This is a genomic window from Deinococcus peraridilitoris DSM 19664, assembly GCF_000317835.1.
GTDB lineage: Bacteria > Deinococcota > Deinococci > Deinococcales > Deinococcaceae > Deinococcus_A > Deinococcus_A peraridilitoris.
Map to the genome: position 1 here is coordinate 1,094,066 of NC_019793.1, position 18,736 is coordinate 1,112,801.

Annotated in this window: 18 protein-coding genes; 7 read left to right on the top strand and 11 right to left on the bottom strand. The window is 65.9% G+C overall.

The features are described from left to right. Window position 1 precedes the first annotated feature (1 nt). From DEIPE_RS05255 to DEIPE_RS05265, 3 genes are all read left to right on the top strand, one after another. A complete protein-coding gene (locus DEIPE_RS05255; RefSeq protein WP_015234946.1) occupies window positions 2-1,330 on the top strand; it encodes a GH39 family glycosyl hydrolase in 1,329 nt (442 codons plus the stop codon). A 58-nt stretch (window positions 1,331-1,388) separates the two neighbouring features. Beyond that, entirely contained in the window at window positions 1,389-2,711 is a 1,323-nt protein-coding gene (locus tag DEIPE_RS05260) for a GH1 family beta-glucosidase (protein WP_015234947.1), read from the top strand. Between the two features lie 74 nt (window positions 2,712-2,785). Then, window positions 2,786-5,002, top strand: a complete 2,217-nt coding sequence (locus DEIPE_RS05265) for a glycoside hydrolase family 3 N-terminal domain-containing protein (RefSeq protein ID WP_015234948.1) — start codon at window positions 2,786-2,788, stop codon at window positions 5,000-5,002. Window positions 5,003-5,034: 32 nt separating this feature from the next. Here the strand turns inward: DEIPE_RS05265 and DEIPE_RS23780 are convergent, their stop codons facing one another. Then, window positions 5,035-5,190, bottom strand: a complete 156-nt coding sequence (locus DEIPE_RS23780; protein ID WP_015234949.1) for a hypothetical protein — start codon at window positions 5,188-5,190, stop codon at window positions 5,035-5,037. 138 nt (window positions 5,191-5,328) lie between these two features. Here DEIPE_RS23780 and DEIPE_RS05270 point away from each other — a divergent pair, with 138 nt between their 5' ends. Both DEIPE_RS05270 and DEIPE_RS05275 read left to right on the top strand, forming a co-directional pair. Further along, the gene (locus DEIPE_RS05270) at window positions 5,329-6,009 is read left to right on the top strand and encodes a metal-dependent hydrolase (protein ID WP_015234950.1); all 681 of its coding nucleotides are present in this window, start codon (window positions 5,329-5,331) and stop codon (window positions 6,007-6,009) included. A gap of 113 nt (window positions 6,010-6,122) precedes the next feature. Next, window positions 6,123-7,082 (top strand): serine/threonine-protein kinase, encoded by a 960-nt coding sequence (locus DEIPE_RS05275; RefSeq protein WP_015234951.1) that lies wholly within the window; start codon window positions 6,123-6,125, stop codon window positions 7,080-7,082. A gap of 17 nt (window positions 7,083-7,099) precedes the next feature. Here the strand turns inward: DEIPE_RS05275 and DEIPE_RS05280 are convergent, their stop codons facing one another. Beyond that, window positions 7,100-7,762, bottom strand: coding sequence for an HAD family hydrolase (locus DEIPE_RS05280; protein WP_015234952.1), 663 nt, complete (start codon window positions 7,760-7,762; stop codon window positions 7,100-7,102). 107 nt (window positions 7,763-7,869) lie between these two features. On the opposite strand from DEIPE_RS05280, the gene DEIPE_RS05285 reads away from it, so the two are divergent. Further along, a complete protein-coding gene (locus DEIPE_RS05285) occupies window positions 7,870-9,381 on the top strand; it encodes a Ppx/GppA phosphatase family protein (RefSeq protein WP_041231195.1) in 1,512 nt (503 codons plus the stop codon). Window positions 9,382-9,401: 20 nt separating this feature from the next. On the opposite strand, the gene mgtE is transcribed toward DEIPE_RS05285, so the two are convergent. The 9 genes from mgtE to DEIPE_RS05330 are packed head-to-tail and all read right to left on the bottom strand — an operon-like array spanning window position 9,402 to window position 17,419. Then, on the bottom strand, window positions 9,402-10,748 hold the full coding sequence (gene mgtE / locus DEIPE_RS05290) for a magnesium transporter (RefSeq protein WP_015234954.1): 1,347 nt from the start codon (window positions 10,746-10,748) through the stop codon (window positions 9,402-9,404). Between the two features lies 1 nt (window position 10,749). Next, window positions 10,750-11,145: a monovalent cation/H(+) antiporter subunit G gene (mnhG, locus tag DEIPE_RS05295; RefSeq protein WP_015234955.1), complete on the bottom strand. Its 396-nt coding sequence runs from the start codon at window positions 11,143-11,145 to the stop codon at window positions 10,750-10,752. Then, the gene (locus DEIPE_RS05300; RefSeq protein WP_015234956.1) at window positions 11,142-11,405 is read right to left on the bottom strand and encodes an MrpF/PhaF family protein; all 264 of its coding nucleotides are present in this window, start codon (window positions 11,403-11,405) and stop codon (window positions 11,142-11,144) included. The genes mnhG and DEIPE_RS05300 overlap by 4 nt, the downstream gene beginning before the upstream one ends. 32 nt (window positions 11,406-11,437) lie before the next feature. Continuing rightward, on the bottom strand, window positions 11,438-11,905 hold the full coding sequence (locus DEIPE_RS05305; RefSeq protein ID WP_015234957.1) for a Na+/H+ antiporter subunit E: 468 nt from the start codon (window positions 11,903-11,905) through the stop codon (window positions 11,438-11,440). Continuing rightward, window positions 11,902-13,386 (bottom strand): proton-conducting transporter transmembrane domain-containing protein, encoded by a 1,485-nt coding sequence (locus tag DEIPE_RS05310; protein ID WP_015234958.1) that lies wholly within the window; start codon window positions 13,384-13,386, stop codon window positions 11,902-11,904. Before DEIPE_RS05310 ends, DEIPE_RS05305 begins: the two co-directional genes overlap by 4 nt. Next, window positions 13,383-13,838 carry a sodium:proton antiporter gene (locus tag DEIPE_RS05315; protein ID WP_015234959.1) on the bottom strand — a complete coding sequence of 152 codons (456 nt, stop codon included), beginning with the start codon at window positions 13,836-13,838 and terminating at the stop codon, window positions 13,383-13,385. Before DEIPE_RS05315 ends, DEIPE_RS05310 begins: the two co-directional genes overlap by 4 nt. Then, window positions 13,838-14,380, bottom strand: a complete 543-nt coding sequence (locus DEIPE_RS05320; RefSeq protein ID WP_015234960.1) for an MnhB domain-containing protein — start codon at window positions 14,378-14,380, stop codon at window positions 13,838-13,840. The genes DEIPE_RS05315 and DEIPE_RS05320 overlap by 1 nt, the downstream gene beginning before the upstream one ends. Further along, a complete protein-coding gene (gene mbhE / locus DEIPE_RS05325; RefSeq protein ID WP_015234961.1) occupies window positions 14,377-16,635 on the bottom strand; it encodes a hydrogen gas-evolving membrane-bound hydrogenase subunit E in 2,259 nt (752 codons plus the stop codon). The genes DEIPE_RS05320 and mbhE overlap by 4 nt, the downstream gene beginning before the upstream one ends. A 40-nt stretch (window positions 16,636-16,675) precedes the next feature. Then, a complete protein-coding gene (locus tag DEIPE_RS05330; RefSeq protein ID WP_015234962.1) occupies window positions 16,676-17,419 on the bottom strand; it encodes a universal stress protein in 744 nt (247 codons plus the stop codon). Between the two features lie 404 nt (window positions 17,420-17,823). On the opposite strand from DEIPE_RS05330, the gene DEIPE_RS05335 reads away from it, so the two are divergent. Beyond that, window positions 17,824-18,639, top strand: coding sequence for a VC0807 family protein (locus tag DEIPE_RS05335; RefSeq protein WP_015234963.1), 816 nt, complete (start codon window positions 17,824-17,826; stop codon window positions 18,637-18,639). Window positions 18,640-18,736 lie beyond the last annotated feature (97 nt).

Here is an 18,736-nt window from a genome sequence, read left to right on the forward strand (position 1 = left end):
CGTGCTCAGATTCCGTATTGCCAAGATTGCCGTGCTCAGCGCGTTTTTAACACCCGGTGTGCTCCATGCTGGCAGCAGCCTCGCGCTGCAAAATCCGGCGACGCTGACCCTGCAGGAAGCTCAGGGGACTGCAATCAGGCCACTGGCCGTGGGCGGCTTCAACTTCGGCAACTGGATGCCGGTCGTCGAAGTGCGCAGGGAAGTGGCTTCGGTCGCGCCGACCTCGCTGCGCTTTCCGGCCGGCAATTTCGGTGACGACAACGACCTGACCGAGGACGCGCTGCGGGCTTTCAAAGCCCAGCTGGCGCTGTTCAGTCCGCAGCCGACGGTGCTGTTGCAGACTCGGGTGTTCTCCACCCGTGAGGGAGCGCGCAACCGCCCGGAGGACGCCGCCGCCGCTGCCCGCGACGCCAGGGCGTTGGGGCTGAAGGTCGCCTACTGGGAAATCGGCAATGAGCCCGACCTGTACGCCACCAACCGTGGTGACCCCAGCTGGACGCCTGAACGGTACTGCAGCGTCTTTCGCGCTCAGCGCGAAGCCATTCTGAAAGTCGACCCGAACGCCCGATTTGCCGGCCCAGGCGTGTCCGGGGCAGAAGCGCGCCCCGGCGAAACCCCGCGCCGGGAGGTTTTCCTGAAGGGCTTCGTCAAAGCCTGCGGTGACGTGGTCGATTTGCTGACCTGGCACGAATATCCCACCGACGGCAGCAAGAGCGACCAGGAAGCGCTTGCGACGGCCAGTGCCGTCACGAACAACGCCGAGCGTTTTCGCGCCCTCCTGAAAGATTCACAGGCCAATCCGCTGGGTCACACCCGCGAAGTCAAGCTGGGCGTCACCGAGTACGGCCTGTCGTGGCGTTCGAACAACGCGCGCCACCTCGCCGATCAGGTCGGCGCGCTGTGGGCAGCCGAGGTAACCCTGCGCCTGGCGAAAGCGGGCGTGGACGTCACCAGCTACTTCGCGCTGCTCGCCACCGGCGGGCACGGACTGCTCGACCTCGCCGGCTTTGCGCGTCCCAGCCTGTACGCCTTCAGGCAGCTGCAGCACTTCAAAGGTGAGTGGCTGCCCATTCGCGCCAGCCGGGACAACCTCTGGACACATGCCGCCCGTGACGGCAAGCTGCTGCAGGTTTTCGTGACCAACACCGACACGGCCGGGCAAGCGCTCGCGGTGGAGCTGCCCGGCTATCAGCTGATCGGCGCCAAGACCTTCACCGAGCAGATTGTCGAAGACGAATCAGACCTGATCAGACATCCGCTGGAAAGCACCCTTTCTTTGCCGGCGCGCTCCATGACCCGCCTGGCCTACAAACGCCAGAGCACTCCCTGAATCGTTTCACTTCGCTCCCTTTGCTTTCCATCCTGTTCAATTTGCATTCGAGGACCTCATGACCATCAGCAAGCAAGACTTCCCCGCCAACTTCATTTTCGGTGTCGCCACCTCCTCGTATCAGATCGAAGGAGCGACCCGCGAGGATGGACGCGGCGACAGCATCTGGGACACCTTCTGCCGCGAGCAGGGCCGTGTCAGCGACGGCACCAGTGGTGACGTGGCCTGCGATCACTACCACCTCTGGGAAAGCGACCTCGACCTCATCAAGGCGATGGGCGTGGACGCCTACCGCTTCTCGGTCGCCTGGCCGCGTGTGCAGCCGGACGGCAAGGGAGCGATCAATCCCAAGGGCCTGGACTTCTACGAGCGTCTGGTCGACGGCATGCTGGAGCGTGGTCTGAAGCCCTACCTGACGCTCTACCACTGGGATCTGCCGCAGACCCTGCAAGACGACGGCGGCTGGGTGAACCGAGAAACCGCCTACCGCTTCGCCGAGTACGCGCGTGTGGTCGCCGAGCGCCTGGGAGAGCGCGTGGCAAGTTACGCCACCCTCAACGAACCGTGGTGCAGCAGCATCCTGAGCTACCAGATCGGCGAGCACGCTCCAGGTCTGCGCGACCGCAAACTGGCGCTGGCAGCTGCACACCACCTGCTGCTGGGACACGGCGAAGCCGTTGCGGCCATGCGCTCGGTGGTGCCCGCCTCTGATCTCGGCATCGTGCTGAACCTGCAGCCTGCCTATCCGGCCTCGCAGGCGCCCGAGGACGTCGCCGCCGCCCGTTTTGCCGACGGTACCTTTAACCGCTGGTTCATGGACCCAATCTTCCGCGCCGAGTACCCGCAAGACATCTGGGATGCCTACGGCGCCGACGTGCCACAGGTACAGGACGGCGACCTGGTGCGCATCGCACAACCCATCGATTTCCTGGGCGTGAACTACTACAGCCGCAGCGTCAACGGCGCGAGCGGCAACGTGAAACCGGACGAGTCGAGCTACACCCACATGGGCTGGGAAGTCTATCCGCAGGGACTGACCGACCTGCTGGTGCGCCTGAACGAGGATTACACCCTGCCCCCAATGTTCATCACCGAGAACGGCGCGGCTTACCCCGACGAACTGCAAGGCGAAGGCGTACACGACACCGAGCGCGTCGAGTACTTCAAGGCGCACCTGGGCGCCGTCGCGCAGGCTGTCAAGCAGGGCGTCAACATGGGCGGCTACTTCGCCTGGAGCCTGATGGACAACTTCGAATGGGCCTGGGGCTACAGCCGGCGCTTCGGCCTGATCTACGTGGATTACGACAGCCAGCGCCGCGTCTGGAAGGACAGCGCACGCTGGTACCGCGACCTGCTGCAACCCGTGGCCGTGGCGCAGTAAGGACCGGCAAGGACATTCAGTCATCAGTTCAGGTCGCGGGCGCGTTGTCGCCCGCGACCCCTTGAAGGAGACTCATGCGCATTCCCGTTCTGCTCGCCAGCCTGACCGTGACCCTGGCCGCCCAGTCCACCTCTGCCCAGTCCACCACTTCTCCGGCCGCCGCACCTCCCCTCCCCTACCAGGACCGAGCCCAACCGGTTGAAGCGCGCGTCGCCGACCTGCTGGCCCGCATGACCCTGACCGAGAAAATCGGGCAACTCACCCAGATCAACGTGACGCGGCTGATGGGACAAAACGAGTGGGACCGCGGGCCGCTCAGTGAGCGCTGGCTCGACGTGGTTTTGGGTGAGCATCAGGTCGGCTCGCTGCTCAGCGGCGGTGGAAGCGCGCCCGTACCGAACACGCCCGAAGCGTGGGCCAGAATGACCAACGACCTGCAACGCTACACCCTCACGCACTCACGCCTGAAAATCCCGCTGATCTACGGGGTGGACGCCGTGCACGGTCACAACAACGTCAAGGGCGCGCCGCTCTTTCCGCACAACATCGGGCTGGCCGCCACCTTCGACGTGAACCTCACGCGTGACATCAACGCCCTCACCGCCCGGGCGCTGCGCGCCACGGGCATCTCCTGGAACTTCGCGCCGGTCGCCGATGTCGGCCGTGATCCCCGCTGGGGACGCTTCTACGAAACCTTCGGTGAGGACCCGACCCTCACCGCTCAACTGGTCGTGGCCAGCGTGCAGGGCCTGCAAGGCGAAAAGCTGGGGCCTGCCACGGTTGCCGCCACCCTCAAACACTTCATCGGGTATTCGGTGCCGCAAAATGGACGTGACCGTCAGCCCGCCCAGATTTCACGCGAGTCATTGCAGCGCGTGCACCTGCCTCCCTTTCAGGCAGGCATGAAGGCCGGAGCGGCCACCGTCATGATCAACAGCGGCGCCTTGAACGGTGAACCTGCCCACAGCTCACGCGGCCTGCTGACCGAGCTGCTGCGGGAAGAACTGAAGTTTCCCGGACTCGCCGTGTCCGACTGGGAGGACATCGCGCGCCTGCAGACCGTTCACAAGACCGCGTCCACCTACCAGGACGCCGTCAGGCAGGCCCTCGGCGCCGGAATCGACATGTCCATGGTTCCCAATGACGCTCCAGCGTTCACCTCGGCGGTGAAGACGCTGGTGGAAAACGGCAGCTTGCCACTCGCGCGGGTGGACGAGGCGGTGCGGCGTGTGCTCGCCCTCAAGTTCGAGCTGGGACTGTTCGAGCAGCCTTACGTCGATCCGGCCGCGGCCGGGAGCGCGGTGACGGCAGGCCAGGACCTCGCCCTGCGTGCGGCGCGTCAGTCCATGACGCTGCTCAAGAACGATTCCGAGCTGCTTCCGCTGAAAGGACGCCGCAGCGTCGTGGTGGTGGGCCGACGCGCCGTCGACCCACGCTCGCAGCTGGGCGGCTGGTCGATCGGCTGGCAGGGCCTGCCCGAAAATGAGGACATCCCCGCCGTGACCGTGCTGGACGGCATGAAGCAGGTGCTGCCCAAAGGCACCCGGCTGACCTACAGCGAGGATCTGTCCGCCGCGCTGCCCGCGAACACCGACGCGATCGTGGCAGTGGTGGGCGAAGCGCCCGGCGCCGAGGGCGAAGCCGACAACCCTGGCCTCACACTGCCGCAGGAAGACGTCGCCCTGCTGCGCCGGGCCCTCGGCAGCGGCCGCCCGGTGGTGGCCGTGCTGCTCGCGGGCCGTCCGCTGCTGTTGCCCGACGACGTGCAACGTGGGCTGCGCGCCCTGGTGATGGCCTACCTGCCCGGCAGTGAGGGTGGACGGGCCGTGGCAGACGTGCTGTACGGCAACACCAGCCCGTCCGGCCGCCTGCCCTTTACCTGGCCCAAGAGTGTCTCTGCGCTGCCCATGATCGAGGGCGCCACACCGGGCCAGAATGCTCAGGCGCTGTACCCGTTCGGCACCGGCCTGAGCTACACCCGCTTTCAGTACGCCGGGCTGAGCGTCCAGGGCGCCGGTGCCCGGCAGACTGCGCAGGTCAGGGTCACCAATTCCGGCCAGGTCGCCGGTGGGCACACGGTGCTGGCTTTCGCGCGGCCCGCCTCCGGAGGGACGGCAGGCGGAGAGCGGCTTCTGGTCGGCTTTACGCGCGTGACGCTGAAGCCCGGCGAGACCCGCACCGTCGCCCTGCCGCTCGACCTGACTTCGCTCCGCGTCGCGGCTCCCGGCCAGGCAGTCCAGAGCGCCGAACTGAGCGTGGGCGAACTGCGCACAGCGCTGCCTACGCCCTGAACGGCGCGAAGCGGGCGGTCCATGTCCGCCCGTTACGCGCCGTTCAGGGCCCGCCACGCCCAGTAGGCCACCAGGATCAGTACGGCGAAGGTGAGCAGCCGCAGCACGATGCCCACCACGAAACGCAGCACGACAAAGGCAATCAGAATGCCGAGAATCCAGGGCAGCCACGGCGCGAGGGTTTCCATGTTGCTTCATGCTACGTGAAGCGGGTCGCTCCACCGCACGCTCCTCAGCATCGACGTTTACACTGGAACGGAAATTCTACGCCGGACGAAACCTATACCAGGCGAAATTTCATCCGGCGATCCATTCGGGAGGCCACAATGCGTATCACCTATTACGGACAGTCGGCGTTTCTGCTGGAGATTGGCGAACACACCGTCCTCATCGACCCGTTCATTCAGGGCAACCCGCGCTGCCCGGTCTCGCTGGAAGAACTGCTGGGGCGTTCGGTCGGCGCCGTACTCGTGACGCACGCGCACGGCGACCACTGGGGCAACACGCTGGACTTCGCCCGAGCGGGCGCCCTGGTGGTCGGCACTGCTGAAATAGGGAATTACGCGCAAAAAAACGGTGCCGAGCGGGTGGCTCCGGCCAACATCGGCGGCACCGTGCGCCTGCCGTGGGGCAGTGTGTACCTGACACCGGCGTGGCATTCGAGTTCTTTTCCAGACGGCACCTACGGTGGTATGCCGACGGGTCTGGTCATCGAAGCCGAGGGCAAACGCCTCTATCACGCGGGTGATACCTGCCTGTTCGGCGATATGCGTCTGATCGGTGAACGGGGCCTGGATCTGGCCATGCTGCCGGTCGGTGACAGCTACACCATGGGCCCCGAGGAAGCGGCGCGCTGCCTGGATCTGCTGCAACCCCGTCACGCGGTGCCGATGCACTACGCAACCTTTCCGCCGCTCTTTGGCGACCCGGAAGTCTTCGCGCAGGGCGCGCGTGAGCGTGGCGTGGAACCGCATGTGCTGCAACCGGGCGAGTCCTTCGAGCTGTAGGACATCAACCTGCAATGCCCGCTCGCGCGGGCATTTTTTCATGTCCTGGCCTGGCATTGCGTTAGACTGTTAAGTGGATGAAGATGCCATGAGCATCTCCTGAAAGGATCACCGTGACCAGCGCCGCGCCCATCACTGGCTTCTCCCTTCTGCGCCTGCTCGGGCGTGGCAACAGCGCCTGGGTTCATCTGGCCGTGGACGAACAGGGACGCCGGGTCGCGCTGAAGCTGCCGTTTCCCGAGACACTCGCCGATCCCGAAAGTGCCGAGCGCTTTGCCAACGAGGTACGCCTCAGCCTGCAGCTGCGCCACGAGCGTCTGGTGATCGGTCATACCGGCGTGGCGTTCGGTCCGGGCACCCACCTCGCCATGCGCTACTTTCCCGAGGGCACCCTCAGCCGCTGGCTGGAAATGGGAAAGCTCACCACATCCGAGTCGCTGGGCATTCTGGCTGACCTCGCGGGCGCCCTGACGTACCTGCACGCCCAGGGCGTGGTGCATCAGGACGTCAAGAGCCAGAACGTCTATCTGGACTCCGGACGCGCGGCGCTGGGTGACTTCGGCTCGGCCTACTTCACCACTCAGGGTGGCAAGACGGCAGGCAGCCCCTTTTACATGGCCCCGGAAATCTACCGCGCCGAGGGCAGCTCCCCGGCCAGTGACGTATACAGCCTGGGAATCCTGGCGTACGAGATGCTGACCCACGAGCGTCCCTTTCGCGGCTCGACATATGAGCAACTGATGGCCGCTCACCTGGCCAGCTATCCACGACCGCTGGTCAACCAGGCTCCCGAGGTTCCGCGCCCGTTGGCCCTGCTGCTCGAACGCGCCTTTGCCAAGTCGCCGCAGGAGCGGCCCGACGCGCCAACCCTGCTGCGGGCCCTGGAAGGTGCTTTGGGACGCGCCCCCGAGACCGGACCCTTCACTCCGGTCACCGCCGCTGCCAACCCGGTGGTCGTTGGCCGTCACGGTCCAACAACCCGGGGGGTCGGCGCGGCCAGCACCCTTTCCTCACCGGAAAAGCCCGACAGGGAAAACAAGCCCGCCTTCTGGAATCCGTTCAAGAAACGCTGAAGCTGAAGCGGATTGGCTCACCCCGGCGAGGCCGCGCTCACCCCGGCGGCCTGCAGGAGCCCGGACAGCCCGTCCTCGAAGCCGTCCAGCGGGGGCCAGCTTTCCAGAAAAGGCTGACCGCGCGTCACATCGTTCGGAACCACCACGACCTTCAGCCCGGCACGGTGCGCGGCCGTGGCCCCATGAAATGAGTCCTCGATGGCCAGCACTTCCTCGGAACGCAAGCCCAGCCGGTGCAGGGCCAGCAGGTACAGTTCAGGATCGGGTTTGACCTGGGCAACGTCGTCGCGGGTGGCGAGGACCTCGAACGTGTCGCCCAGACCGTGTTGCGCCAGCCAGCGGCTGATCCAGCTTCGGTCGCTGGAGGACGCGATTGCCAGGCGCAACCCAGCGTCCTGTGCCTGCAGCAGCAGGGTGCGCACGCCGGGCCGCAAGTCCGAAGCTTCGATGTCCGCCAGAATCGCAGCACGCAGGGGTTCGTACAGGGGCGCGCGCTCGTGTTCAGCCACTTCCAGCGCGGCCCACGGGTCAAAAGCGCCCCAGGTCCCCACACCCTGTTGCCACGCACTGAGTTCGAGTTCCCGTCCTCGCTCGGTGTAAAAAGCCTGCCAGCGGCGGAATTCCAGCGTCTCAGTATCGAGCAGGGTGCCGTCGAAATCAAAGATGAGCGCGCGCAACATGCCCCAGTGTAATCGCCCGTCCACGCCGACTTGCCGGTGGGGCGGGCGCCTCTTTGCAAGACCGGCCTGCCAGATGACGTGCACAACTCCCTGTTAGCATGGGCGGCATGCGCGTCGCCGTCGCCGATGTGGGCACCAACTCCTGCCATCTCCTGATCGCCGAGTCCCGTGGAAGCGGATACCGCATTCTCGACGCCCTGAAAGAACGAACCCGGCTGGGTGAGTACCTCTCGCAGGGACGCGTCACCGAGCAGGGTTACGTCCGCCTGGAAGAGGCACTGCGGCGCTTCAAGCAGCTGGCGCAGAGCGCGGGGTGTGCCGATCTGCGCGTGTACGCCACCTCGGCCATGCGCGAAGCCCTCAACGGAGGCGAGATTGCCGAGCGTCTGCGCACCTCGACCGGCGTGTACCCGCAGATCATCAGCGGCGAGCGGGAAGGCGCGCTGACGTACCTGGGCGCGGCTCACAGTGTCGAGTTCTCCGGCGACAACCTGCTGCTCGATCTGGGCGGCGGCAGCCTGGAGATCGCGCGCGGCGACGAGCGGGAGGCGCACACGGTCGTGAGCCTGCCGCTGGGCTCGGTGCGGATGCGTCTCGCGCACCTGCAGGCCGACCCACCCGGCGCGCGCGCCATCCGGGAACTCGACGCCACCGTGCGCGGCGCGCTGTTGCCACACCTCAAGACCTTCGCCCTCAGGGAAGACACACGCGTCATCGGTTCGAGCGGAACCTTCGAGGCGGTGGCCGGTATGTTAAGTGCCCGCGCAGGACACGGTGCGGGCGCACTGGGCGGCCCGGTGAACGGGTACAGCTTCCGGCTGGAGGAACTGGGCGCCCTGCTCGACGATTTGCGCAAGCTGAGCAGCGCCAAGCGCGCAAAGTTCCCGGGACTCGACAAGACGCGCACGGACATCATCGTGGCCGGGCTGGTGGTATTGCACGCCACCCTGAGCGCGCTGGGCGCGTCGCGCGTCACGGTGTCCGAGGGAGCGCTGCGCGAAGGAATGCTGGTCGAGTACCTCGCCCAGGAAGCCGAGTGGGAAGCGGGCCTGAGTGCCCGACAACGCAGCGTGCTGGAAGTGGCAGAGCGCTTCCGGATCGACCTGGCGCACGACCGGCAGGTGATGACGCTGGCACGCGACCTGTTCTCCCGGCTGGAAGGAGCCGGAGAAGCCTTCCCAGCCGAGGCACGCAGCCTGCTCACCGCCGGAGCGCTGCTGCACGAAATCGGCTTGATCGTCGCGCAAAGCAGCCACCACAAGCACGGTCATTACCTGACGCGCTTTGCGGGCCTGCGCGGATACGAACCCTGGCAGGTGGACGTGGTAGCGCTGCTGGTGCGCTACCACCGCAAAAGCCCGCCCAAATCCAGCCATCTGGAATTCACGGCCATCAGCCCTGAGCATCAGCGTCTGGTGGTGCGGCTCGCCGCCATTCTGCGGGTCGCTGATGGGCTCGACCGCTCGCACACGCAGGGCGCGGGCATCACGGCCCTCGGGAAACATGGCAAGAACTGGACACTTCAGGTGACGAACGCCACCGAACTCGACTTGCACGGCGCGCGTGAAAAACGTGACATGTGGGAAAGTGCGTTTGGCCCCCTGCACATCGAGGGTTGAAGACCCTGCCCGGGCGCTCCTCAGCGCATCAGCAGCCAGTTGGCGATGAGAAAGTAGATCGCCACGCCACTGATGTCGGCCAGCGAGGTCACCAGCGGTGCGCTCGCCGTGGCCGGATCGAGCTTGAGACGCTGCAGCACGAAGGGCAGCGACACGCCGATCAGGCTGCCGACCACCACGACCAGCAGCATGGTGGACGCCACCACCAGCGCCACCATCGGCCCACCCCGGTAGAGACCCAGCAAGGACACCGCCAGCCCCATGGTGAGGCCGATGGCCCCCGAGACCAGCAGTTCGCGGCCCAGCAGACGGCCCCAGTCCCCTGGCCGCACGTCGCCGGTCGCCATGGCCCGCACCATCAGGGTAGAGGCCTGCGCACCCGCGTTGCCGCTCGACCCGATCAGCAGCGGCAAAAACACCACCAGCGACACGACCTGCGTAATCACGTCCTCGTACTGGCTGATGATGGCCCCCGACAGCAGGTTCACGAACACCAGCACCACCAGCCACCCGACGCGCTTGCGGTACAGCTCCCGTCCGCCGACCCGCCCGGCGCCGCCTTGCAGCGGCTCGACCGCGCCGTAGCGCTGGAAGTCCTCGGTGGCTTCCAGTTCGGCGATGTCGATCACATCGTCGAAGGTCACCACGCCCAGCAAGGCGCCCGCGTCATCCACGACCGGCAAGGCCTCCAGGTCGTAGTCGGCCATCAAATTGACGGCTTCCTCGCGGTCGGCGTGTGCCGAGAGGCTCACGAAGCGCCGGTCCATGATGCTCTCCACGCGCGCCTGCGGCTGGGCCAGCACGAACACCCGCAGCGCCAGCGCGTCTAGCAGCACACCATGCTCATTCTCAACGTAAATGACGTTGACGGCCTCGCCGGGCACATCCCGCAGGCGCACGAAGGCCAGAGCCTCCTCGACCGTCCACTCGGGACGCACGGCCACAAAATGCGGTGTCATCACCCGGCCCACGCTCTGCGGCGGGTAGCCCAGCAGCTCACGTGCCTGCACGAGGTCCACCGGGCTGAGCAGTTCCATCAATTCCCGCACGACCCTGGCAGGCAGTTCTTCGAACAGCTGCGTGCGGTCATCCGGGTCGAGTTCGGCCAGCAGGGCGCGGGTTTCGCTCTCCGTCAGCGCGCCGAGCAGCGCACGCTGCTGCTCGGCGTCCAGATAGGCAAACACGTCCGCCGCCAGGGTGGGCGGAAGCAGACGGTAGAGGAGCGCCTGCCGGGGTGCGCTCAGGTCTTCCAGCACCACGGCCACTTCGGGCGCGGTGAGGGTGACCAGGTGCGCCCGGGCCTCGCCCAGCTGTCCTTCTTCGATGAGCTGCACCATCGACCGTTTCGGGATGAGGTGCTGTTTCATGCTACTCGCGGCGCGTCTGGGCCGCGGCCCGCGCAGGATGAGGCGCGGCCTCTTCCTCGGCGAGTCCCAGCGCGTTCCATTCGTCGGCGCCGGGCCGCTCGAGCCTGGGCGGCAGGCCACGCAGGTACGCGGCGTTGGCGATGATGTAGGCGCTCAGCGGCGTGGTCAGAAACTGAAACGCCAGAATCGCCAGCACGCGCGCGGCCACCTCCACTTCCGCGAACTCGACGATGGCGCCGATAAAGATGCCCGCCGAACCCAGCGTCACCAGCTTGCTCGAAGCGTGCAGGCGACTGTAGAGATCCGGAAAGCGCAGCACGCCGACGGCGGCGGTCAGCACGAAGAACGCGCCCAACAAGATCGGCAAGTCGCGCGCCCACACGAACGTGTCGTTCACTTCATCACCCGCCCCAGCAGCAGAAAGCGCGCCAAGGCAACCGTACCCAGAAAGCCCAGCAGCGACAGCACCAGCGCCGCGTCCAGAAACGATGCGAAGCGTTCACGAATGGCAAGCAGCACGAACAGCACCACCAGATTCACGCTGAGAAAATCGAAGGCCATGATGCGGTCTCCCCAGCTGGGGCCGCGCAAAACGCGGTAAGTGACGAGCACGGTGGACAGCGCGACCACGACGAGCGCAATATTTACGGCGAGCATGGATCTCCTTGGGCGTCAGCCTGACAGGTAACTTACTTCAGAAAGGGCAGCAGGCGGTCTTCGACGTTCTGAATGGACGTTCTCGCGGCGTCCAGCGTGGGCAGGCCGATGGCGTGCGCGTACAGAAACTTGCGGTCCGGCGAGACGCCCATCGCGACAGTGCCCGGCAGCAGGGTGATGGCGGCGGCCAGAAAGGTGATCGAGCTGTCGTCCTGGAGGCGCAGGGGCACCGCGACGATCACAGGCTGCAGATTCGGTTGTGGCCGCAAGGCGAACAGGGCAACCTGCACGTTCGCGACGGCCAGCTCGCGCAGAAAGAAGAACACGAAGGACAACGCGGCGCCCGTGCGGGACACGTAACGGTCGCCGAGCACGCCACGAAAGAGGGCCACCACTCCGAAGCCCAGGGCGTACCCGACCACCAGGTTGCGCAAATTCACGTCCCCGAGAAACAGGGCCCACGAGAAGGCCAGCACCACGTTGAGCAGCAGCCCACTCATGGCAGCACCTGCCGGATGTAATGCGCGGGCTCCGAGAGTTGCCGTGCCACGATGCTGGACGCGCCGTACAGGGGCTGGGCGAACACCGCGAGCAAGGTCGTGAGCAGTACGGCCAGCACGGCGCCGATGGTCGTGCTGCGTGCCAGCACCGGTACATTCTCCAGGCACACCCGGCCCCAGAAAAATCCCCGCCAGATCGAGATCAGCGCGATCAGGGTCAGCAGGCTTGCCAGGATCACCGCGCCGACTGCCAGGTGGGCGAGCAGCCCGCCTACCTCCAGACCCGAGCGCACCAGGGCGAATTTGCCGATGAACCCGGCCGTGGGCGGCAAACCCACCATGCCGAGCAGGCCGACCAGAAAACCGGCGGCCAGCCACGGACTGTTTTCGAGTACGCCGCCCAGCCGTACCTGCTCGGTGCGGCTCAGGTGTTCGGCCACTCCCGCCACCGCGAAAAGCGCGAAGGTGACCAGCACGCTGTTCATGGCGTAGTAGACCGTGGCGGCCAGAGCACTTTCCGAGCGCAGCCCCAGACCGAAGGCCAGATACCCCACCGAGCTGATGACGGTAAAGGAGAGAATCGAGCGCCAGGTGCGCTGCGAAATGGCGCCCAGCGCGCCCACCAGCACGGTCACGCCACCGAGCATGAGCAGCACGGCGTGCGTCACCTCACCTTCGGCGGAGAACACCGTGCTGAACATGCGGATCAGCGCGTACACGCCCACTTTGGTCAGCACTGCCGCGAAGAACGCGCTCACGGCCGCCGGTGGTTCGGGATAGCTGGTCGGCAGCCAGAAGGACATCGGAAACAATGCGGTTTTGGTCGCGAACACGGCCATCAGCAAAAACGCCAGCGCCGTCACGGTGGCGTTCGGCCCAAGTTCGGCGCTGCGTTGCGCCAGCTGGGCGAAGTTCAGGGTTCCCAGCACGCCATAGGTAAAGCCCGCGCCGATCACGAAGAGGGCCGAGGCAATCAGGTTGTACACCACGTACCGGAAGCCTTCACGCAGCTGTCCGACGTCGCTGCCCAGGGTGATCAGCGCGTACGAAGCCACCAGCATTACCTCGAAGGCCACGAACAGGTTGAAGAGGTCACCCGTCAGAAAGGACAGGTGCACTCCGGCAAACAGAAAGTGCAGCAGCGAGTGATGACCGAAGCGTTCACGGCGCACGTCGGTGGAGCCACGCGAGTACAGCACGGCCAGCAGCGCGGCGACGGCAGACAGGGTCACCATCAGGGCCGAGAGGCCATCCGCCACGATCTGAATTCCCCACGGAGCGGCCCAGCCTCCCAGACTCGCCACCGGGTACTCGCCGCGCAGAGCCGCCGGCAGCAGCAGCGCGCTGCAGGCGAGCGTGAGAATTGCCGTGCCCAGTGAAATGACGAAGCGTGCCCGACTGCCTCGCACCAGCAGCAGCACGATGGCCACGAGCAGGGGCAGCAGCACGGGCAGCAACACCAGGGAAGCGCCGGGAATCATGACTGCTCCCGCAGAGGACCGACCACAGGTTCCTCCGGTGTGGTGAGCCGCGTTGAGCTGAGCTCCTCGGGATTGGTGGGATGTTCGGGGTCGGCGCGCAGTTCCGGCAAGGCTTCGAGTTCGTTGAGTTCATCGTCGAATCCCGCGACGTCATCGCGCCCGGTGGCCTGGTAGGTGCGCACGGCCAGGGTCAGCAGCAGTGCGGTCGTGCCGAAGCCGATCACGATGGCCGTCAGAATCAGCGCCTGCGGCAAGGGATCGACGTAGGGTCCGCGGATGCTCAACAGCGGTGGCGCGGCCGCACTCAGGCCACCCGCACTCAGAATGGCGAGGTTGGCGGCGTAAGCGACGAAGGTCAGGCCCAGCACCAGACGTAAAATGGTGCGTGACAGCGTCAGGTACACGCCGACGGCAGCGAGAATGGCGACCACCAGGGCGAACAGAATTTCCATCAACGCTCTCCTTGCGAACTCTGGGAACGCGCGTCATGAGCATTATGACGCGCTTCACCAAGCCGGGCGGCGTCCGCGTCCCGTGGTGTTTCGGTGGGCCGCACGAGCGCAAGGTTGCCGATCACGCTCATCGTGGCCCCCACCACGACGATGTACACGCCGACATCAAACACGAACGCGGTGGCCCATTCGAATTCCCCGATGAAGGGCGGCGAGATATAGCCGTAAGCGCTTTTCAGAAAGGCCGAGCCGAACAGCAACGGAACGAGCCCGGTCAGGGCAGCGACTCCCAGCCCCCACGGCAACAGCACGAGTGGATTGAACAGCGTGACGGCTTTTCCGAACGCGACCCGGTGAAGAATCATGGCAGCGCTGGTGATCAGACCGGCGATGAAGCCGCCGCCGGGCTCATTGTGACCACGCCACAGCATGTGCAGCGAGAACAGCAGCACGAGGTAGAACACAGCCCGCGCGACCGTCTGCAAGATGGGGTCGTGTTCCTGCAGCGCTCCTTGAGGCGCGCCGCCTTCGGGACGGCTCACGCGCGTCCTTTCAGGCGCACCAGCGCGAACACACCCACGGCCACGATGGCCAGCACCGCGATCTCACCCAAGGTGTCAAATCCACGAAAGTCGACCAAGATGACGTTCACGACGTTCTTGCCCCCGGCCTCCTTGTAGGCGTTCTCGATGAAGTAGGGCGAGATGCGTTCGGCCAGCGGACGCTGGGAAGCCAGCACGAACGCGAACACCGCCGTTCCCACGCCTGCCGAAATCAGGGTGTCCCACACCGGCTTGCCCTGCCCGCGCGGAAAGCGCCGCATGGGGGGCAGCAGGCGCAGCACCAGCAAAAACAGAATCACCGTGACCGCCTCGATCAGCAGCTGCGTGAGGGCCAGGTCGGGCGCACGCATGGCGAGAAAGGCGGCGGCCGTACCAAAACCCGTCAGGCCAGTGAAAATAATGGCGCTGATACCGTCACGCGCAAACAGCGCACCGAACGCACCGGCAATCAGCAGCAGCGCCACTGGCACGAACACCATGGGCACTTCCGAGAGCTGCGCAGGCCACACCATGCCGGCGCGCCACAGACCGTATCCCACCAGCCCCACAATGAAGGTCAGGGTTAGGCGCAGCTGATCGGGCAAGGTCAGGCCCTGCGAGGCGCCCGTGAAGCGGATCGCCAGGCGGTCGAGGCCGCGCAGAGAAGCGTAATAGAGCATGTTGACGTTGCCCAGCTGTTCGATGCGCTCCTGCACCACGTCGATCGGGCCACGCTGCCAGAAGATCAGCGCGCCCAGTCCCCAGGTCAGGAGCGACATCACCAGCGCCGGACCGATGCCGTGCCACAGCACCAGGTGATCGGAAACGTCCGTGAAGCCCAGTGCGGGCGCCGCCAGGCGGGTGACCGCTTCGGCCGTGAAGGGCGCCAGCCCGAACACGACCGTCAGGGCGGCCAGCGGGATCATCGGTCCCCACAAGGCAGGTTTGGCTTCGTGCAACTCCGCCACTTTGGGCGCGCGCAGCGGACCGAAAAAGACGGTCAGCAGCTTCAGGCTGTAGGCCAGCGTAAAGGCGCTGCCCACCACTGCGATCAGCGCGGGCAGCCAGCCGACGTGGTACATGTTCTCGAAAAAGAGTTCTTTGGAGACAAACCCCCCGAAAGGCGGCAGTCCGGCCATCGAGAGCGCACCCAGGACTGCCACGGCGAAGGTGACCGGCATGACCCGCCGCAGCCCGCCGAGCTGGTGCAGCTCACGGGTGTGCGCGCCGTGGTCGATGATGCCGACGACGTAGAAGAGCGCCGCCTTGAACGCCGCGTGGTTGATCAGGTGTGCGGTTGCGGCAAAGCGCGCCGCGGGGTCGTTCAGGCCGTACAGCGCAACCAGGAGTCCCAACTGCGACACCGTCGAGTACGCCAGCAGCGCCTTGAGGTCGGTCTGACGCAAAGCAAGGTAAGCGCTCCAGAACAGCGTCGCGAGGCCCACGGTCACCGTCAGGGTGGTCCAGAGGGGCACCATGAACAAAAAGCCCAGCTTGGCAATCAGGAACACCCCGGCCTTTACCATGGTGGCCGAGTGCAGAAACGCCGAGACGGGCGTGGGGGCTTCCATGGCCGTGGGAAGCCACAGGTGAAAGGGCAGCTGCGCGGACTTGGTGAAGGCGGCCAGCAGCACCAGCAACAGCGCGGGGGTAAAGAGCGGGCTGGCGCGCAGGGCGCCCAGATCGATCTCGGAAAGGTTGGCACTCCCGCCCGCGCTGGCGATCATGGCGACCGCGGCCAGCAGCGCCAGACCACCCCCTCCAGTGACCAGCAGCGCCTTGACGGCCCCGTCACGCGACGCGCCCCGGTGGTGCCAGAAACCGATCAAGAGAAAGCTGGTGATCGAGGTCAGCTCCCAGAAGCCGAACAGCAAGACCAGGTTTTCAGCCAGCACCAGGCCCAGCATGGCGCCCGCGAAGAGCATCAGATAAGAAAAAAAGCGCGAGAAGTTCTCCTGGTACAGGTACGCTATGGCGTACAGGCTGGTGAGCACGCCGATCACGGCGATCAGCAGCGCGAACAGCAACGAGTAGCCGTCAAGCCGGAAGGCCACCTCCAGCCCGATCTGCGGAACCCACGGCCAGGCTTCACGCCACACGGTGCCGCCCGCGGCCTGAGGTGCGCGCAACACCAGGGACAGCGCCGGAAGCAGCGAGAGGACGGCGATCCACCCCACGCCACGCCCAAGCCTGGGGCCCACCAGGGTGGCCAGCACGGCCCCCAGAAACGGAAAGAGAACGGCGAGGGCCGTCATGACGTGCTCCGTTGAAGCGGGGCCGTCAGCGCGTGACCGCTCACGTGCGCACCGTCAGCACGGGCACGGTGGCTTCCCGCACGACACGCTGCGCGACCGAGCCGAACAGCAGCCCTTCCAGACCCCGCCGTCCAGCCGTACCCATGACGATCAGGTCGTGCTGCGCGGCGTGCTCCAGAATTTGCGAAGCCGGCTCGCCCTGAGCGACGGTTCCGCCGCCCAGACGGTCCAGACGTTCACGCGCTTCGGCGGCCCACAGGCGGTCACGCTCACCCAGCGCCGCAGCGCTCGCGCCTCGCCGGGCAGCAGGAAAGGCCAGCGGGGTGTCCAGGGTGCCGCTTTCGACGACGTGCAGCAGGTGCACCTCGGCCTGTGGAAGTTGACGGGCCAGTTCGGTGGCGCGCTTCGCCGCAGCGGAGAAATCCGTGGCGACCAGGGGGCGGCGAAACAGGCGCGACGGATCGTGATCCGCGTGCACTGTCAGCACCGCCACGGGAGATTCCCTCACCACCCGCTCGGCCACGGAGCCCAACAGAAAACGCTGCAAGGCGTTCTTTCCGGAGGTGCCCACGACCAGCAGATCGTACGCCCCAGACCCGGCCTGCTCCAGGGCCACGCTGGCGGGATCACCGGGGCTGACGATCACGTCGTCGCTGGTGTCAGCCCGGCGCAGCCCGACGTGCAACACCCGCACGCAGGCCGCCGGGAAATTCGATCGTACGCTCGCCTCTGCTGCCCGCGCAGCATTTGAGAAATCAGTGAGTACCAGAATCCGAGAAAACACGTCCAACCTCCTGAACTGCTCACGGCGCCTTATGGTGGCATGAAGCGCCGCCCAATGACACGTCCCCGATGCGGTGACCTTGCCCGCTCTGCCTGACCCGGCCACACGTCCGCCTTAGTGTGCCTCCCGAGCTTGACTGCGCCCTTCTGAGCACCACGCAGGGCTCACTCCGTTCATACGGCAAAGCGAAGCCTGATCGACAGGCTCCGCCAAGCCAGCTTATGAACGCTGGAGTCCGCCGCATGCGGCCAGTTGTGCCTGACAGCCTAGCAGCACGACGCGCCCGCGACCAGTGTGCGGGACTTCGCGGACACCGCGCGCTCTTCACGCGACGTTTACCCCACCGCCGACTTCGGTTGTGCCGCCGGTGGCAGGCTTCATCTCACTGCGGCACAATAACAGGCGTGAGCGCTCCTTCTGCCAATTCGTCTGTCAAACCTGATGCCGCAGGACGCAAGCTCCTGCAGGATCTGCTGTTCACCCTGATCATTCCCATCTCGGTCCTGAGCCCCAACCTGCTGGGTTCGGGCTTCAGCTTCGCCCGTGTGCTGGGCAGCTCCCCAAGCCTGAGTGGCACCGTGCGCGCCTATCTGCTCGCGGCACTCGTGCCGGTGGCCTACACTGCCTTCGATCTGCTGGTGCGCCGCCGCGTGAGCCCCATTGCGATCTTCGCGGGCGCCACCGCCCTTATCACAGGAGGTCTGGCCTTCTGGTTCGTGGATGGCGCACTGTACGCCTTCAAGGACTCGCTGCTGCGCTTTCTGATCGCGGCGCTGGCCGTGGTGTCGGTGTGGTTTCGCTATCCGCTGTTTCGCATCTTTCTGGATGCGTCCTCGCTGACCGCCAAAGCCGAGGAACGCCAGGCCCTGGGCAAGGTCATGACCCAAAGGACGGTCATCAAAGCCCTGGGCGCCGGTACGCTGATCTTCGCACTCGTGGAGGTCATTGCGGGCATCGTGAACTTCTTCGTGAACTTGCGCATCGTTACGGCACCTTTCGATACGCCCGACTTCAACGCACAGGTCGCGCAGGCCAACGCCGTGATGCGCCTGCCCTCGATCGTGATGTTCCTAATCGGCTTCGCGCTCGCGGGCTGGATCGTACAGCGCGCCGTCAACGCCCGCTACGGCAAGGGCGCCAGCCTGTTCGAGCCCGCACAGCTGGTCGACAAGGTCCGCGAGGACGAAGACCAGCCACACGGCGAGCTGTCCCGCACCTGAATAGTGGCAAACAGAAGCGCTCCCTGGCTCACCTCGCTGCTGAATGCTGCCTTTTCCGTTTCCTCGTTTCGGCATGGCTGCCTCGCTTTCTGTCCGG

Coding starts and splice junctions, on each gene's coding strand:
- DEIPE_RS05260 (WP_015234947.1), top strand. CDS start 1,389: ATGACCATCAGCAAGCAAGACTTCCCCGCCAACTTCATTTTCGGTGTC.
- DEIPE_RS05265 (WP_015234948.1), top strand. CDS start 2,786: ATGCGCATTCCCGTTCTGCTCGCCAGCCTGACCGTGACCCTGGCCGCC.
- DEIPE_RS23780 (WP_015234949.1), bottom strand. CDS start 5,190: ATGGAAACCCTCGCGCCGTGGCTGCCCTGGATTCTCGGCATTCTGATT.
- DEIPE_RS05270 (WP_015234950.1), top strand. CDS start 5,329: ATGCGTATCACCTATTACGGACAGTCGGCGTTTCTGCTGGAGATTGGC.
- DEIPE_RS05280 (WP_015234952.1), bottom strand. CDS start 7,762: ATGTTGCGCGCGCTCATCTTTGATTTCGACGGCACCCTGCTCGATACT.
- DEIPE_RS05285 (WP_041231195.1), top strand. CDS start 7,870: ATGCGCGTCGCCGTCGCCGATGTGGGCACCAACTCCTGCCATCTCCTG.
- mgtE (WP_015234954.1), bottom strand. CDS start 10,748: ATGAAACAGCACCTCATCCCGAAACGGTCGATGGTGCAGCTCATCGAA.
- DEIPE_RS05300 (WP_015234956.1), bottom strand. CDS start 11,405: ATGCTCGCCGTAAATATTGCGCTCGTCGTGGTCGCGCTGTCCACCGTG.
- DEIPE_RS05305 (WP_015234957.1), bottom strand. CDS start 11,905: ATGAGTGGGCTGCTGCTCAACGTGGTGCTGGCCTTCTCGTGGGCCCTG.
- DEIPE_RS05310 (WP_015234958.1), bottom strand. CDS start 13,386: ATGATTCCCGGCGCTTCCCTGGTGTTGCTGCCCGTGCTGCTGCCCCTG.
- DEIPE_RS05315 (WP_015234959.1), bottom strand. CDS start 13,838: ATGGAAATTCTGTTCGCCCTGGTGGTCGCCATTCTCGCTGCCGTCGGC.
- mbhE (WP_015234961.1), bottom strand. CDS start 16,635: ATGACGGCCCTCGCCGTTCTCTTTCCGTTTCTGGGGGCCGTGCTGGCC.